The sequence below is a fragment of the Rhodococcus koreensis genome (assembly GCF_900105905.1).
Lineage (GTDB): Bacteria > Actinomycetota > Actinomycetes > Mycobacteriales > Mycobacteriaceae > Rhodococcus_F > Rhodococcus_F koreensis.
On the sequence record NZ_FNSV01000005.1, the window covers coordinates 351197 to 367906 of the forward strand.

Annotated in this window: 13 protein-coding genes; 2 read left to right on the forward strand and 11 right to left on the reverse strand. The window is 70.0% G+C overall.

Annotated features, from left to right (window positions below; genetic code table 11):
- Positions 1-68: 68 nt before the first annotated feature.
- Positions 69-665, forward strand: coding sequence for a TetR/AcrR family transcriptional regulator (locus BLV94_RS05820; RefSeq protein ID WP_072948616.1), 597 nt, complete (start codon positions 69-71; stop codon positions 663-665).
- A 181-nt stretch (positions 666-846) separates the two neighbouring features.
- Positions 847-2067 (forward strand): helix-turn-helix domain-containing protein, encoded by a 1221-nt coding sequence (locus tag BLV94_RS05825; RefSeq protein WP_072948615.1) that lies wholly within the window; start codon positions 847-849, stop codon positions 2065-2067.
- Positions 2068-2174: 107 nt separating this feature from the next.
- Here the strand turns inward: BLV94_RS05825 and BLV94_RS05830 are convergent, their stop codons facing one another.
- From BLV94_RS05830 to BLV94_RS05885, 11 genes are all read right to left on the reverse strand, one after another.
- Positions 2175-3053, reverse strand: a complete 879-nt coding sequence (locus BLV94_RS05830) for an NAD(P)-binding domain-containing protein (RefSeq protein WP_074933636.1) — start codon at positions 3051-3053, stop codon at positions 2175-2177.
- Between the two features lie 102 nt (positions 3054-3155).
- On the reverse strand, positions 3156-4625 hold the full coding sequence (locus tag BLV94_RS05835) for an aldehyde dehydrogenase family protein (protein WP_072948612.1): 1470 nt from the start codon (positions 4623-4625) through the stop codon (positions 3156-3158).
- Positions 4622-5749 carry a Zn-dependent alcohol dehydrogenase gene (locus BLV94_RS05840; RefSeq protein WP_072948610.1) on the reverse strand — a complete coding sequence of 376 codons (1128 nt, stop codon included), beginning with the start codon at positions 5747-5749 and terminating at the stop codon, positions 4622-4624. Before BLV94_RS05840 ends, BLV94_RS05835 begins: the two co-directional genes overlap by 4 nt.
- Positions 5746-8193, reverse strand: a complete 2448-nt coding sequence (locus BLV94_RS05845; protein ID WP_371851606.1) for an AMP-binding protein — start codon at positions 8191-8193, stop codon at positions 5746-5748. Before BLV94_RS05845 ends, BLV94_RS05840 begins: the two co-directional genes overlap by 4 nt.
- The gene (locus BLV94_RS05850; protein ID WP_072948608.1) at positions 8183-8950 is read right to left on the reverse strand and encodes a gamma-glutamyl-gamma-aminobutyrate hydrolase family protein; all 768 of its coding nucleotides are present in this window, start codon (positions 8948-8950) and stop codon (positions 8183-8185) included. The genes BLV94_RS05845 and BLV94_RS05850 overlap by 11 nt, the downstream gene beginning before the upstream one ends.
- Entirely contained in the window at positions 8947-10320 is a 1374-nt protein-coding gene (locus tag BLV94_RS05855; RefSeq protein WP_072948607.1) for a glutamine synthetase family protein, read from the reverse strand. The genes BLV94_RS05850 and BLV94_RS05855 overlap by 4 nt, the downstream gene beginning before the upstream one ends.
- Positions 10313-10972, reverse strand: a complete 660-nt coding sequence (locus BLV94_RS05860; RefSeq protein WP_072948606.1) for a hypothetical protein — start codon at positions 10970-10972, stop codon at positions 10313-10315. Before BLV94_RS05860 ends, BLV94_RS05855 begins: the two co-directional genes overlap by 8 nt.
- Before the next feature lie 56 nt (positions 10973-11028).
- On the reverse strand, positions 11029-12453 hold the full coding sequence (locus BLV94_RS05865; RefSeq protein ID WP_072948605.1) for an APC family permease: 1425 nt from the start codon (positions 12451-12453) through the stop codon (positions 11029-11031).
- A 374-nt stretch (positions 12454-12827) separates the two neighbouring features.
- On the reverse strand, positions 12828-14225 hold the full coding sequence (locus BLV94_RS05875) for a flavin monoamine oxidase family protein (protein WP_072948604.1): 1398 nt from the start codon (positions 14223-14225) through the stop codon (positions 12828-12830).
- The gene (locus BLV94_RS05880) at positions 14213-15121 is read right to left on the reverse strand and encodes an alpha/beta fold hydrolase (RefSeq protein WP_072948603.1); all 909 of its coding nucleotides are present in this window, start codon (positions 15119-15121) and stop codon (positions 14213-14215) included. The genes BLV94_RS05875 and BLV94_RS05880 overlap by 13 nt, the downstream gene beginning before the upstream one ends.
- Positions 15114-16625: a flavin-containing monooxygenase gene (locus BLV94_RS05885; RefSeq protein WP_072948602.1), complete on the reverse strand. Its 1512-nt coding sequence runs from the start codon at positions 16623-16625 to the stop codon at positions 15114-15116. Before BLV94_RS05885 ends, BLV94_RS05880 begins: the two co-directional genes overlap by 8 nt.
- Between the last annotated feature and the right edge of the window lie 85 nt (positions 16626-16710).

Consider the following 16710-nt stretch of genomic DNA (forward strand, 5'->3'; position numbering starts at 1 on the left):
CCGACGGCATGGGTGACGCTGTGTGGAAAGTCTGCGCGCGGACAGTTGCACGTGATAAATTAACTGTCATGACAGTAAATCAAGCTGGGCGTCCAAGCAAGGCCAACGAGCGGATTCCCGAAATACTCGAAGCCACGTTCGCTGTCGTCGTGCGCGAAGGCCTCGCCGGTGTCACCTTCTCGAAGGTCGCCGAAGCGGCAGGGCTGCAGCGCACGCTGGTGTTGCACTACTTCGGGTCTCGCGACGAGTTGATCGGCGCCTTCATCGACCACGTCGTCGGCGCGATGGGCACCGCGATCGTGCATCACCATGACGATCTGCCGCTGCCCCAGCGCGTGGCGGCGGCCTACGCTCCCGGCGCGTACCGCACCCGCGACGACATGGTGGTATGGGCCGAACTGGTGGCGCTGAGCGCTCGTGACCAGGCGGTGCGCGAGCGGCTGCACAAGCTGTGGACCGGGCGATGGCTGCCCGATCTGGAGGCAGTCCTGGCCGACCGCCATCCCGCCGTGTCCGCCGAGGATGTCTCGGCCACGGCCTACGCGCTGGCGTGCCTGTTCGAAGCGCACTGGGCGCTGGACATCCAGGGTGTCGTCGACGAGCGCAGACAGCAGCACATCGAACGCGCGGCCGACATCATCCTCGGCAGTCTCGAGGTGCGCTGAGGATCCGACCCCGATCCTCAGCGGGGATCAGAAGTCGCGAATGCACCCGAATCACCGCTGTGACAGCGGGGTTCGGTATCACTGGTGTAGATGCAGAAACGTTCGCGGCCTGTCGACTGCCTCCTCGACCGTCCTGACCGAGCTGGATAAGTGGTGCGTCGCGTAGCGCTACAGTGCGACAGTGGACTCACTACGGCCGCGACCGAGCCGACGCGTCGCCGAGCTGATGCGCGACATCGCCGAGCGCCTGCTGGCCTCGACGAGCGCGGCGGTCGACGAAGTGGTGGCCGCTGCCCACCAGGGCGCCGAGTACCGCGCGCTGGTGGAGGACCCGCAGCTCGCGGCGGCCGACCGTCATATGAGCAAGGCTTACTTCAGGCACTGGCTGTCGGCCACCCTGCAGAAACCTGGAGCGCCAGTCGCGCCGTGCGTCGACCCGGAGGTCCTGCAGTTCGCCCGCGACCTGGTGCGACGCGGCCTGGACATGCACGACCTCGGCTCGTGGCGGGGTGCTCAGCACGGCGCGTGGGAGCTGTGGGTCGACGCCTGTTTCACCGCGACCGCCGACGTCGAGGAGCTCCGCGACCTGATGAAGGTGTCCGAGCGGTCGATGGTGACCTTCATCGACGATTCGATCGCGGCGCTCGACGAGTACGTCGAACAGGAACGCGCCGACCTCGCGCGGGGCGCCAACGCCGAGCGGCACTCCACCGTCCAGCTCTTGCTCGAAGGTGCCCCGATCGGCCGGGCGCTGGCCGAATCGCGCCTCGGGTACGCGCTGACGGGCAGCCACGTCGCCGCGATCATCTGGAGCGACTCCGCCGATCAGGCGGCGAGTCTCGACGCGGCCGCCGAGGCGGTGATGAGGATATGCGCGGCCCCGCGGCGGTTCACCCTGAACGCGAGCGCGACCGCGCTGTGGGTGTGGGTGCCGGCGGACACGGTCCCGCCTGCCGAGATGGCGGAGGACGCCCTGGCGGCCTACCCGGGGATTCATGTCGCGTTCGGACGTTGCGGCCGGGATCTCGACGGATTTCGCCGTAGCCACCTGGACGCCGCCGCCGCGCAGCGATTACTGACGCGGATGGGTTCGGCGCGCCCCGTCGTGCGGTATGAGGACGTGGCGTTGGTGTCGGTGCTCACGGCCGACATGGCGCAAGCCGATCAGTTCGTCACCGACACCCTGGGCGACCTCGCGACCGCCGACCCGGTGCTGCGGGAGACGGTGCTGACCTACGTCCGGGAACGGTTCAACGGCTCCGCCGCCGCGGAGCGGATGTTCACCCACCGCAACACGATCGAGCGACGGCTTGCTCGCGCCGATCAGCTGCTGCCGGTGCCGCTGGCCGACAACGCCGCGAGCGTGGTCGCGGCGCTCATGCTCGTGCAGTTGCGCGACTGACGGACAGCGCGCCCGCCGCGGCCTTCCGAGCGCCGCTGTCGGGCACTTGCCGGCCCGAGTCGGCGGCAGGCGCCGCTGCCCGAGTTCGCTCGATCGGGCGAGACCGCTCACCCGGTGGTGATGATTTTCGTCTGGGCTGCGAAGCCGAGGTCACCCAGTCCGGCATCGACAGCCGCGGTGAGATTCTCGATCGTGGCGGCGAACACCCGGGGGTTCAGCCCGGCTTCCTTCATGACGTCGATGGCCCCGTCCAAGCCTTGGGCGTACGTGACGATGGTTGCTTGATCTGTGGTGAAATCGCCGCTGGCAATGGCGGTTGCGACCCTCGCCGTCTCACTCTGGACGGAGGCGAAGGCGGCAGGCGTCACGGCGTCGAGGAGGGCCTGATCAACTCCCTGCCCGAGCATGAAGGTCGATGCCTCCACATAGGCACTGACCGCCGGGACCAGGAACATACCGACAAGTCCTACGTTCAGAACGCTTGCGATTTTGACGTCTGGTGACACCCAGACGGACACCGGAGTCAGCAAGGTCAGGCTCTCGCCGTGCTCGGCCCAGGCCGTTTCGGATCCGGAATAGAGGACCGCCGCCCCCTCGGTGCCGATCTCCTCGGGATACCCGAGGATCGACCCGTCCAAGTACGCGGCGCCGCGTTCGCCGGCCCAGAGCCCGAAGGATTCGACTTCCGAGGGAGCGCCGGTGCCCACATTGACGAGCGTGGTGCCGGTCAAATCCGGCACGGGTTCGAGGGCCGCGAGGGCGGCGTCGTAGGTAGCGAAGCACGCCAGGACAAGCGGTGCGGCAGCGATGGCGTCGCCGATCTCCCGCATGGGCGTAAGCGTGTTGTCGGCCAGTGCGGCTGCCCGGTGGTGCGTGCGGTTCCAGACGGCGACGGTCTTGCCACCGCCGGCGAGCGCCCGCGCGAGCGCCGACCCCATCAGGCCACAGCCGAGCACTGTGACGTCATGCGAGGTGGTCTTGTCCATCACTTTTCCCTCTCCTCGATGGCGGATGCTCTTCTCCCCCTCTTCGAAGGGGGATGCCTCGACAGCACGTTGTCCGCCGCAGGCATCCCTCGTTTCCCCCGCCTACATCGGCAGATCAGGCGAGTCGACTCCGACGACCCGATCTCCGCAGAACACCCGCACCGATTCCGCCGGACCGTGCCCGCCGATGCCGGACGGGCCCCAGAAACTTTGGGCGGAGTCGTCGCCGAGATCGGCGAGCTTCGCGCCGTTGACCCGCACCTCGCCGGACATGACCTGGGCACCGATCGCGATCGCGCGGTCGGTGTCGGCGCCGAACACATAGGCGTCCAGGCCCGACGGGTGCGCGTTGGCGGCGCGCAGGGCGTCCTCGTCGGAATCCACGCCGTGCAAGGAGACGACCGGCCCGAACAGCTCTGCCGTCGTGCGGTCCGGGTCGGACCCGGTGGCTACCGTCGGCGACAGGAAGAAGCCCGCCAGGCCCGGCAGCTCCCCGAGCTGATCGATCTTGGCGCCGAGCCCGCGTAGGCTCTCGATCCGCTCGATCAGGTTCCGGAAGTGCGGCTCGTTGGAGATCGGGCCGATGTCGGATTCCTCGTCGAGCGAGTGCCCGATCCGTAGCCGCGCGATGCGCTCACCGAGGGCCTCGCGCAGCGGCTGCACCAGCCGGTGCGGTGCCAGGACCTTGCCCGGCCCCTCGCACCACTGGCCGTTGAGGGTCGTCATGCCGGCGAGGATCCCGTTGGCGGTCACGTCGAGGTCGGCGTCATCGAGCACGAGCACGGGGTTGTTGCCGCCGAGCTCGAGCTGCAGAACCTTGAAGTCCTCGGCCGCGGCGCGGGCGATGGCCCGACCGGCGCCTGGGCCGCCGGTGAAGGACACCACCTTGACCCGGCGGTCGCCCGTGAGCGCGGCGCCGATGCCGCCCGTGCCGTGGACGAGCTGCAAGGCGCCCTCGGGCAGGCCGGCGTCGACGAAGCACTCGACGATCACTTGCGCGCTGGCGGGAGCGTGCTCGGATGGCTTGAGCAGCACCGGGCACCCCGACGCCACCGCGCTGGCCATCTTCGCCGCCGGGATGAAGCTCGGGCCGTTCCACGGCGTCAGGATCGCTGCGGGCCCCCAGGGCACCCGGTGTAGCCGGACGTCTCGCCCGCCCGCGGGGAGCGCGGTGACACGAGCGATCCCGCGGGCCTCGGCGGCGGCCCCGCGGATTCGGGCCGGGAGGAACGCGGCGAGTTTGCGGGTGGCGGTGATCGTCGTGCCGCTGGTGATCGCGTCGGTGCGTGCGATGTCCTCGAGCCGCTCCTCGACGTTGGCCGCGGCCCGTTCGAGCACCTCGGCCCGCTCGAGCCGGAACTCGTCATCGGCCCAGTTGAGCGCTTCGTAGGCACGCTGGGCGTGCTGCAGCGCGCGCTCCAGGTCGGCGGGCGATGTGGTCACCATGCGGTGGACCGGCTCGCCCGTGTTCGGGTCGACGTTCGATCGGTCGAGCGTCTGGCAGGACACCCACTCGCCGGCGATGTAGCTCACCGGCTGCGCGAGTGACGTTGTCGGCGTCGTGGTCTTCATCGGGCCTCCGCGGTGGGGTTGTCGGAACAGATCGGCATGGCGACGACGATGCGGGTCACCTCGCCGGACTTCATCGCCTCGAAGCCCTCGTTGATCTGGCCGAAGTCGATGACCTCGGTGACCATCTCGTCGAGCAGCAACCGGCCGTGCTGGTACAGGCGGGCGAACTGGGCGATGTCCTCGCGCGCTTGCCCCGACCCCATGTACGAGCCGATCAGGCGCTTCTCGCTGAAGAAGAAGTCGGACGCGGGCAGGGTCAGCTCGGTGCCCTCGGCAGCGATGCCGACGAGGCAGGCCGTGCCGGTGGGGCGCACCACGTCGAGGGCGGCTGCCGCGGTGCGGGCGGATCCGACGGCCTCGAAGGAGTAGTCGACGCCGTCGCCCAGCAGGGCAACCACCGCGGCGGGGAGGTCGTCGGTGGCGCCGTTCAGGGTGTGGGTCGCGCCGTAGCCGCGGGCGGCACGCAGCCGCTGCTCGTCGAGGTCGATCGCGACGATCGCGGACGCGCCGGCGAGCCGCGCGCCCTGGATGATGGCCGAGCCGACGCCACCGCAACCGATCACGGCCACCGTGGAGCCCGGCCGCACCCGCGCCCCGCGGAACACCGCGCCGACACCGGTGACGACGCAGCACGACAGCAGGCAGCCGACCCGGGTGGACACGCCGTCGGGCAGCTTCACGGCCGCGTTCGCGCGCAGCAGCATGTGCTCGGAGAACGCGCCCAGGTCGCCGAGCCGGGCGACCGGTGTCCCGTCGGGCAGGGAATACGCGGGCCGCGGACGGCGCCGGATCTCGTCGAGCCGCTGGCACTGGGTCGAACGGGCCGCGTTGCAGTTCGCGCACTCGCCGCACGCCGGGGTCAGCGCGCCGGTGACGTGATCACCCGGACGCAGGTTCGTGACGGCCGAGCCGACGGATTCGACGATGCCCGCCACCTCGTGCCCGACTACCACCGGCAGCTCGGTGGCGACGGTGCCGGTGATGTAGTGCAGGTCGCTGTGGCACAGCCCGACGTGGGTGACGGCGATCCGCACCTCGTGCGGCTCGGGATCGTCGACGTTGATGTCGGTCAGGTGCAGGGGTCCGCCCACCGTCGTGAGCACGGCCGCGCGGGTGGTGATCATCGGTTCTCTCCGGTCGAGGTGGCGGGCTTCTTGGCGCTCCAGAAACCCTCGATCCCCGCGGTGAACGCGCCGCTGTTCCACGACGCGTCGGCCGCGGCGTCCTCCAGCACGAAGGCACGCTCGATCTCCTCGGACGTGGGCCGCAGCAGCGCCAGGTGCAGGGCGGTGTTGTTGCCGCCCTCCGGCGTCCAGGCGCGGACGAGGTCGATCGCGCGGTCCAGCAGGTCGTCCGGCTCGACGATCTGATCGAGCAGACCGATCCGCAGCGCTTCCTCGGCGCCGATGCGCTCGGAGCCCAGTACCATCCGCATTGCGTGATTGCCCGCGATCCGGGTGAGGAGCACGCTCGACGCGTTGGAGATCGTGAGGCCGCGGGCGTTCTCCGGCTGGAAGTACTCGGTCCGCGGGGTGCCGAGGCGCGCGTCGCAGCACAGCGTGATCTCCGAGGCGCCGCCCACCGCGATCCCGTTGATCGCCGCGACCACGGGCACTGTGGTCTCGATCACCGCGCGGGTGACGTCATGGAAGGTCTCGAAGGTCTCACGCATCTCGGCGAACGTGGTCGGCGGCGCGCCGAGGTCCTCGCCCGCGCTGAACGCGCGGCCCGTGCCCGTGATCACGATTCCCCGTGCGCCCTCGCCGGTGCCGTATTCGCGGATGAGCGCGGCGAGGCGCAGGCGCATCTCGACGGTCAGCGCGTTGAGCTTCGCCGGGCGCCGTAGCGTGATCACGGCGGTATCGCGGATCACCTCGACGAGCACGTGTTCGGCCGCCAGGTCCGACGGCGATGCGTCCGGCGATGCGGAGGCGCCCGAAGTGGTCCGGTCGCGCAGGTCGAAGGTGATGCCGGGAGCTTCGGCCGCCCTGGCCTTGAGCGCGGGCTTCGACACCCGCTCCGACGGGGTTCGGGGGAAGGCTGCGACGAATTCGACATAGCGCGGCACTTTGAACCGCGCGAGCCGCTCCGCGACCCGGGCGATGACCGCCTCGGCCGTCGCCCGGTCGCCGGTGCCGCCCGCCGCGAGTTGGACGAAGGCCTTGACCTCCTCGCCGAGCACCTCGTCGGGCTCGGCCACGACCGCGGCCGCGACGACGCGGTCGTCGGTTTCGAGCACTGCCTCCACCTCGGCGCTTGCCACGTTCTCGCCGCCGCGCCGCACCATGTCCTTGATGCGGCCGACCAGGCGGATCTCGCCCCGCTCGTCGGCGACGGCGAGGTCGCCGGTGTGCAACCATCCGTCCCGGAGCGTCCGCGCGGTCTCCTCGGGCCGGTTCCAGTAGCCGAGCATCATCGGCGCGCCGGACACGGTCAGCTCGCCCGAGGTACCCGCGGGGACCTCGGCGCCGTCGGTGTCCACGATCCTGACGCGCTTGGTCGGCATGGGCCGTCCGATGCTGCCGCTGCCGACGGCCGCGACGTCGTCGAGTGGGCTGATCAGGTCGATCCCGCTCTCGGTCATGCCGAAGAGCTCTCGCCACGGCGCGCCCCAGCGGTCCTCGAGCTGGGCGTGCAGCGCCGCGGGGATCGCCGAGCAGAACACCGCGCGCAGATGGTTGTCCCGGTCGTCGGCGGCGGGCGGCTGCTTGAACAGCAGCGTGGGCATCGATCCGAGGACGTAGCAAAAGGTCACCCGGTGGCGCCGCACGTCGGCCATGAACCCCGACGCGGAGAACCGCGGCAGCACCACCAGCGGCGCGCCCGCGGTCAGGGCGAGCACCGTGTTCCACTGCGGATCCATGTACGAGAAGGGCTGCGCCGTGAGCAGCACGTCATCGCCACCGAGGCCGGCCGCCCCGGCGCAGCCCCACGCGATGCGGGTCCAGTAGTCGTGGGTCAGCATGCACGCCTTCGGGAATCCGGTGGTGCCCGAGGTGTACTGCAGGTTGGCCAGCGTGTCCGGGGTGATCGCGACATCGGGGGCGGTGGCCGGGAAACTCGCCTCGGCCGCGTCGGCCACGTCGAGGATGCGGATGCCCGCGAGCGCGGCGTCTCGGGAGACCACCTCACGTACCAGCGGGAGGTGCTCGGCGTCGGTGACGATGACCCGCGCGCCGGAGTCGCACAGCACGAACGCCAGATCGGCCGCGCGGTAGGCCGAGTTGACGGGCACGACGACAGCGCCGGCCTTGAGCACCGCGAACCAGGTGAGCGGCCACTGCGCGACGTTGGGCAGCATGATCGCGACGCGGTCGCCCGGGGCCACGCCATCGGCCTCGATCAGGCGGTGTGCCAGCCGCGACGACGATACGTCGGCCTGCGCGTAGGTCCACGACGCGTCGCCGAAGCGCAGCAGCTCGGCGCCGGGGGTGCGAGCGGCGCCGTCTGACAGCAGGCCGGTGACCGTGCGCACCCGGGGCGTCGCCCCCATCTGGTCGTGGGTGACGGCGGCGCGCCGCGGTGTTTCGTCCCTGGTTGTTGTCGCGGTTGTCGTGTCAGTGGACATACTCGATCTCCTGCCGTTTTCTCGATTCATCGACGATCCAGGCCATGGCCGGGTCGTCGCGTTCCATCCACTCGGGGTGCCACTGCACACCGAGGATCGGCGCGCCGGGCACCTCCACGGCCTCCGCGACCCCGTCGGGCGTGCGACCCGTGACGACAAGGCCCGCGCCGCACCGGTCGACGGCCTGGTGGTGCCACGAGTTGGTGACGACGCTGTCGCCGAAGATCCGCGCGGCCCTGGAGTCGGGTTCGAAGCTCACGCGGTGCTCGGCGTCGCCGTCGGTGGGCGCGGCCAGCGGCGACAAGTGCGGCACCGGGCCGGGCGGCAGGTCCGCGATGAGCGTTCCGCCCAGTGCGACGTTGAGCAGCTGCATTCCCCGGCACACCCCGAGCACAGGCAGGCCGCGGTCGATGGCGGCGCGGGCCAGGGTGAACTCGTATTCGTCGCGTTCGGGGTCGTGCGCGTGGGGATCGAGCCGTGGGTCGACGTCGCGGACAACGGAAGTGTCGCCGCCCCACCGGGCCGGGTGCACGTCCTGCCCGCCGGTGATCACCACGCCGGACAACCACTCGCAGGCGTCGAGCGGATCGGCGTCGTAGGGCAGGTGCACGGGCACGCCGCCCGCTTTCGCGACGCGGGTGGCGAAGGCGGCCACGAACGCGTCGACGCACGCCGTGGCGTAGCGGTCGTCCGTTCCGGCGATCAGACTCAGCTGGACGCGGCGGCCGGTGATCCCGACCAGTGGCTTGCCCGTCATGGGAACTCGAAGTAGCGACGGGACTCCCACGCGGAGAGTTCGGCGTACGGGTCGCCGCCCTTGGTGTGGAACTCCATCCATTCCCACCGGCGCGAGGCCACCCAGAAGTCGACGAACTCGTCACCCAGGTACTCGCGGAGCACCTCGTCGCCGTCCAGCGCCGCGATGGCCTTGGTGATCGAGTCCGGGATCCGCTCGACCCCGGTGTCGTCGGGCAGGCACCACGCCATGTCGTCGACCTGCGGCGGGGCCTGCATCCTCCGTTCGATGCCTGCCACAACCCCGGCCAGCACACCGGCCAGGGCGTAGTACGGGTTGACGTCCGAGCCCGGCAGCCGGTACTCGAGCCGCGAGTATTTGGGGTGCCCGACGATGGCCCGCACCGCCGCGGTCTTGTTGTTGACGCCCCAGGAGATGGTCGTCGGGGGGCCGCTGATGTCGACGAGGCGCCGGTACGAGGTGATCTGTGGCAGCGACAGCAGGGTGTTTCCCGCCATCGTTGCCAGCAGCCCACCGACGGCCTGCAGCATCACCTCGGACGGTCCGTCGGGTGCGAAAAACTGGTTCTCACCGTCCCGGTGCAGCGAGAGGTTGATGTGCGCGCCCTGCCCGAAGCCTGCGGTCGGCTTGGCCATGAACGTCACCGTCCGGTCCTGCTCGAACGCGACTTCCCGCATCACCTGCTTGGTGCGCACCCAGCAGTCGCCGAGCGCCACCGGATCGGTGGGTGCGAGATTCAGCTCGGTCTGGCCTGCGGCCGCCTCGTCGGTCCACGCCTCCCAGGTGATGCCGAGCTCGTCGAGCCGGTCGGTGACGGCCTCCATGTAGTCGACCCAGTCCTTCGACCTCGCCAGGTGGTATGTGGCACCGGTGTCCCCGCCGAGCGGGGTGAGATCGCGGTAACCGCGGGCCCGCGCCTGCTGGACGGACTCCTCGAACAGCGTCGTTTCGATCTCCACCGCGACCGTGGCGGTGTAGCCGAGCGTCCGCAGGCGCTCGGTCAGCCTGCGGACCATATTCCGCGGACAGATCGGTACCGGCCGCCCGTCCCGGAGCCAGTAGTCACCGATGACGGCGCCGAGGCCGGGCTTCCACTCCACCAGCGTGTCCATGTCGGGGATCATCGAGATGTCGTAGAGGTTGCCGCGCCAGTCCGGAAAGGCGTCGCCGAACACGAACTCGTCGCCCAGGTCGATCGCGAACAGGATGTCGGCGAAGGCGAAGCCCGCCTCCTTGCCGGACGCGAACTTCGCCGGCGTGATGGTCTTTCCCAGGAAGCTCCCGTCGTGACCGGTGGCCTCGAGGCGTATCGCCTTCGTCGGTGCTTTCCGCGCGGAGCTGATGGATTCCGACCGGGTGAGCTCAGACATCGAAACGAACCTTCCACGAGGCGGCCGTCATGACCGACACCTGCGAGAGCGTCCCTTGGACCCGCAGGCCGGAGTCCAGGGAGGTGAGGAGATAGTCGGCGCCCGTGAACACCCCTGCGAGCGCGTCGGGCGTGCCGACCATGCGGTAGGTCGTCGGGCCCGCGCCGAACCGGGCCTGCTGGGGGCCGTCCGGCCCCTGTGCGACCGCGACGAGGACGTCGGGGATGCCGCTGATGCCGCGGGTCACCTCCCAGAAGCGCTCGGCGGCCTCCTGCCACGAGGGCAGTGGGTGCTGTAGGGCGCGCAGTACCCCCTCGGCCAGTTCCGCATCACCGTCGGGGTCCTTGCTGAGCGCGAAACGGGCTTCGAGGTCGACGACCAGCGTCGCGTCGGCCGGCGCGAAGACGCCGCCGGTCACGGTGACGGCGCCGTCGCACAGCGTGACGATGGCGGCCTGCGGGGTGTTGTGCGAGCGGACGGCGACCGTCCCGATGCCGCGATCGAATACCTCGGGCAGATGGCCGAGCCGGACCGCGTCGCGCAGAGTCCGGCCGAGCAGCCGGACGATGGGAGTGGCGTCGTCGTCGATCTCGATCCGGGCCGGCGCGCGCTGCGCCGCCGGGCCCGGCGCGATCGTCGGGGTTTCGGTCATTGTCATACCTTTCTTCGGTGGCGGGTGCGGTGCTGTCGGGGCTGCGGGTGCGGCCGTCATTCGAGGGCGGCGTAGGTCTGCGGCCGACGCCGGCGCAGGAGCGGCGCCCATGCGAGGCCGCAGGCGAACGCCCCGGCGATGATTGCGAGGAAGACGTAAGCCCCGGTGCGAGACCCGATCAGGAGCTCGAAGTTGCCGATGACGAGCACGAGGATCGCCCCGAGTGCGGCGAGCGACAGGACGGGGGCGACGGTGCCCGTCCACGCCGTAGCCGTGCCGGCCTTGCGGAAGTGCACGACGATCGCCGCGGAGGTCAGGGCCAGCAGCACGATCAGCCCGAGGGTTCCGGCGCCGCCGAACCAGGCGTAGATCTCGACGACGGGGTCGAGCCCGGCGATCGCCGTGGCCGCGAGCAGCGTGCCGATCACCCCGGAGGTCAGCAGCGAGGCCACGTGCGGCGACCGGTGCGTGGGGTGTGCCGAGCCGAGCGAGACCGGCAGAGCACCCTGGCGGCCGAGGGCGAACAGGTAGCGGGCCACCACGTTGTGGGCGGTGAGCACGCAGGCGAAGAAGCTGGTGACGAGCAGCACCTGCATGACATCGTGGGCGGCCTGCGACAGGTAGCGGGTGGCGAGCCCGGGTGCGAGTCCTTCGGGGTCGTCGGCAGCGAGGTCGACGGCACGCGCGACACCGAGACCGTTGATCATGGCCCAGGACGAGAAGGCGTAGATCAGCGCGATCAGGACGACCGCGATGTAGGTGGCCTTCGGGATCGTGCGGTCGGGGTCCTTGGCCTCGGACCGGAAGACGGCGGTGGTCTCGAAACCGACGAAGCCGAAGACGGCGAACATGATCCCGGTGCCGGCGGCGCCGGTGGTGAACGCGTCCCAGGTCAGCGGCTGCGCCGACAGGCCGTTGTCGCCGCCGCGCAGCACGATGGCGAGGTCGACGAGGGCGACGATCGCGACCTCCGCGATGAGCAACGCGCCGAGCACCCGCGCGCTGACCTCGACGTTGCGGTAGCCCAGGTACCCGATGGCCGCGAGCCCGGCGGCCGCGAGGCACCACCACGGCACCGACACGCCGGAGAAGGTCACGAGCACATTGCGCGCGGCAGCCCCGAGGTAGGCCGAGACGGCGACGATGAGCAGCGCATAGGTGACCAGGGCGAGCGCTGCGGCGCCCAGCCCGGCACCGGTGCCGAGGCCGCGCTGGACGTAGGAGTAGAAGGCGCCCGCGTTGCGTACTTCGGGAGTCATCGCCGAGTACCCGACGGTGAACAGCACGAGCACGATTCCGACGAGCACGAAGTCGACCGGTGTTCCGATGCCGTTCCCCGAGCCGAGCATCAACGGGATGAGCCCGGCGAACACCGTCAGGGGCGCGGCCATCGCCACCACCATGAAGACGATCTGCGGGACGCCGAGTGTCCGGTCCAGGCCGACCGGGACCTCCTGGGCCCGGTCTTCGCGCTGACTCATGACAATCACTCCATTCTGTGGCGCTCTGCGCGACCTGAATCACCGGCATCTACCGACCGGCTGGTATGCAATTCAGGCAGCGAAAGATAGCCACCTGCGAATTCTGTGGAACGGAAACGAATGATCGTTGGGCGCGGTTGACGGACGCCGACGCCTGGATCGGTCAGCGTGGTCGCGGTGTTCGCAGGCGAGGGCCCTGGTTGCCGACGGGCGAGATCCGCGTCCTCGCGGCGGGGAGCCCGGTCACACCGAGATCGTCGGCCTGTGCGACGGCGCGTCGACCTCGCACGGATTGCTCGGGATCGGCCTTGGGGCGGTGCGCGCACGTCCCGACCGCCGCGAGGCCTCGACGGACGATGATCGGATAGTCGACTTCACGGCAATCCGGCCCGGCGACTGCGAACTGTGACTACCCCGCAGTTCAGCGCCTCCTGGGCGGCGCGCTCTCCCGCACGGACCGCACCGTCGAGGTAGCCCTGGTTGATCGTCGCGGTCTCGGTGCCTGCCCAGTGGATCCGCCCGACCGGCCGGCGATCCGCATCGGTGTACTCGATCAGTGAGCCCGGGGGGCGCGAACCGACGCAGCCGCTGATCCACCGCTCGTGTGTCCAGTCCTTCTCGAGGTATGCGGTGGGGCTTGCCGCCTGCGCCCCGAACAGCACGGTGAGATCGTCGAGGAAGGCGGAGCGCCGCGCTGCGGGGTCGTCGAGGATCGTGTCCGGGCCGCGGCTGCTCCCGGTGGTGCCGAGGAAGGTCAACAGGATCCCGACGCCGGCGTCCGGCGGTGAGTTGTCGATGACGTATTTGGCCACCGGCAGGTCCGAGACCGCTTGGCCGCTCAGTCCCTCCTCCCGCCAGAACGGGCGGTCGTAGACGGCGAAGAGCTTGCTCTCCGCGCCGCTGCTCCAGCGACGTTGCAGCATCACACGGCGGGTGGGCAGGTCGGGCGTGACGTGGATCCGGGCGGCGTCCGCCGGGGACATCGCCACGATCACCCGGTCCGCGCGGACATCGACCCGCGCCGACCGGACCAGGACTCCGTCGGTGTCGTGGGCGATCTCGACGACGGGCGAGTCGAGCACCACGGCGCCCCCGAGATCCTCGGCCAGGCGCTCCGCGATCCGGACCGTGCCACCGACTACCCGCGACTCCTGCGCCCCGTCGGTGATGTTGAGGGCGTGGTCGATTCCGCCGGAGCCCCGGATCCGCGACAGCTGCACCAGCAGCGACGTGGCGTGCGGGTCCTCGGCGTTGGTCACCGAGAAGCCGACCGTGAACATCTCCTTGGCCTCCGCGGTCACCGCGTTCGCGTCGAGCCAGCGTCCGAAGGTCGTGGCGTCCCAGGAGGCGGCGCGGCGGGCGGTCCATGGGGCGTCGACCGGTACGGTTCTCGCCATCCGTTCCAGCCGCAGCTGCAACTGGGCGAAGTCGGCCAGCGCGAGCGGACTCAGCGGCGGGATGAGGCCGGCGTACCGCTTCGAGCGGCCTCGCCGGTGGTAGATCGACTTGCCTTCGACGTGGGTCTTGAAGGTTTCCAGTCCCAGCTCGTCGACCAGTGAGAGGACCCGGTCCTGGCCCGGTCCGACCCATTGGCCGCCGCCTTCGGTGATCACGCCGTCTGCGACGTCGAGGTTCATCGTGCGGCCGCCGACCCGGTCACCGGCCTCGATCACCACGACCGACCGCCCGGCCTGTGCCAGCCGCCGCGCCGCGGTCAACCCGGAGACCCCGGCACCGATGACGACGACATCCGTGGTGCTCAGCTCGGACATACTGATGCCCTTTCGAGGTGTGCGACGACGTGGTCGGCGACGAGCAGCGCGAGCGCGTCGGGCAGGTGGTGCCCCATTCCGGGAATCACCACGTGCCGCGCATGCGGAATCGCGGCTGCAGTGGCGTCGCCCCCGGACGGCGCGACGATGGGGTCGCGATCGCCGTTGATCACCAGGGTGGGAGCCGTGATGCGGGCGATCTCCGCCGTTCGGTCGCCCGCGGCCTGGATGGCCTGGACCTGCCGGGCGGTCCCTGCCGTAGCGTCGCCGGCCGTGCGGTCCCACGTCTGCACGGCGTGGGCCGCTTCTTCGACCTCGTCGATCGGGAACCCGGTGCCCGCGAGATGTGCTGTCATGCGAAGGTGCGCACGCACGGCCTGCACCCGGTTCCGCGGCGGCGGAGCGGCGAGCAGCGCGATGGTCGACGCGGCCGCCTGCCCCACCTTCGGATCGCCCGTGGTGGAGTACAACGAGGTCAGCGACGTGGTGAGTGCGGGGTAGCGCGCCGCGACGGTCTGCGCGATCATCCCGCCCATCGAGCGCCCGATGAGGTGCGCCGGTCCCCGACCGAGGTGCTCGATGAGCTGCGCGGCATCGGCGGCCATGTCGGCCAGCGTGTACGCGTCCGGACGGGGCCGGGCGAGCAGTTGCCGTAGCGTGCTCGGCGGCGGGGTGATCGCGTAGGTCGAGCGGCCGCAGTCCCGGTTGTCCATCCGGATCACCTGGAAAGCGGTCGCGACGAGCGCGGAGACGAACCGCTCGGACCACATCGTCAAGTCCTCGCCGAGGCCGGCGAGGAGCAGGACCGGCGGGTCGTCGGGGTCGCCGTCGATTCGGTAGCAGACACGCGTGCCGCCCGCAAGGGTGACGAGGCGGTCCTGGGCGTCGTCACGCACGGATCGTCTCCCTTCCGGTCGAGCGTGCACTGTCGTCGGTGGTGGAGCTGAACCGCAGCGCGTCGTCGAGCAGGGGGCCGCGGAGCAGCTTGGCGTCCTGCGGGTACGACATCGACATCTGCCACATGCCGGTGCCCTGCTTCGGGGTGCTCTCTCGGGCCCGTTGCGCGTAGCCCGCGCTGAGGTCCATGACCGGGCGCGTCTCCATGCCGGGATCGGCCTCGACGACGACGCGGTCGTAGCCGAAGGCGTCCATGTGCTTGACCAGGTTGCAGAAGTAGCGGCACAGGATGCCGACCTTCAGCGTCCACGACGAGGTCGTGTAGCCAATGGCGATGGCCAGGTTGGGGATCCCCGAGAGCAGGGTGCCGCGGTAGACGACGGAGTCGGCGAGGTTCACCGGCACGCCGTCGACCGCCAGGTCGATGCCGCCGAGCAGGCGCACGTTGAGGCCGGTCGCGGTGATGATCACGTCGGCGTCGAGGTGCTCGCCCGATTCGAGCTGGATCCCCGACTCGGTGAAACGCGAGATCCGGTCGGTGACGATCGAGGCGCCGCCGTCGCGCAGTGCGGCGAAGAAGTCGCCGTCGGGCGACAGACACAGGCGCTGATCCCATGGGTCGTAGGGCGGGTTGAAGTGGGTGTCCACGTCATAGTCCTCGGGCAGCAACTTCTTGTTGATGCGCCGGATCAGCGCGCGACCCAGGCGGGGGAATGTGCGTAGCGACTTGACCACGCCCCGATCGATCCAGATGTTGTTGAACCGGGTGATCGCGTAGCCGCGTCGTTCGCCGAAGAGCCGGTTGAACAGGAGCGCGAGGGAATCGACCTTCGGCCAGGGCATCACATAGGTGGGGGTGCGCTGGAGCATGGTCACATGGGCGGCGGCGCGCGCACCGGTCAGCATCGACGGGATCAGCGTCACCGCGGTCGCGCCGCTGCCGATCACGACGACCTTCTTGCCCGCGTAGTCATAGCCCTCGGGCCAGTGCTGCGGGTGGATGATGTCGCCGGCGAAGTCCTCGCCACCCTCGAAATGCGGTGTAAAGCCCTCGTCGTAGCGGTAGTACCCGGTGCCCGCGAAGATCCAGTTGGCGGTGAAGGTCTTGTCGCCGTCGGCGGTGTGCACGTCGATCGTCCAGCGCGCGTCGGCGCTCGACCATTCCGCGCGCTGCACGCTGTGCCCGAGGCGGATGAGCCCGCCCAGGTTGTTCTCCTCGACCGTCTCACACAGGTAGTTGAGGATCTTGGGGCCTTCCGCAATGGCGGCGCGGTCCTTCCACGGCTTGAATTCGTAGCCGAAGGTGTGCAGGTCGGAATCGGATCGGATGCCCGGGTACTTGAACAGATCCCAGGTGCCGCCGATATTGTCGCGCCCTTCGAGCACGACGACGCGTTTGCCGGGAAACGCCTCGACGATGTAGCGCGCGGCGCCGATGCCGGAGATGCCGGCACCGATGATGACGATGTCGAATTCCTCGGGTCGCTGCTTCGATGCGATCATCGTGGGGCCTTTCGGTGGTGGTCACGTCGGTGTGTGATTCCACGGTGACCCCCACGGCGGCCCACGCTCTACGCCGCGGTGCCCC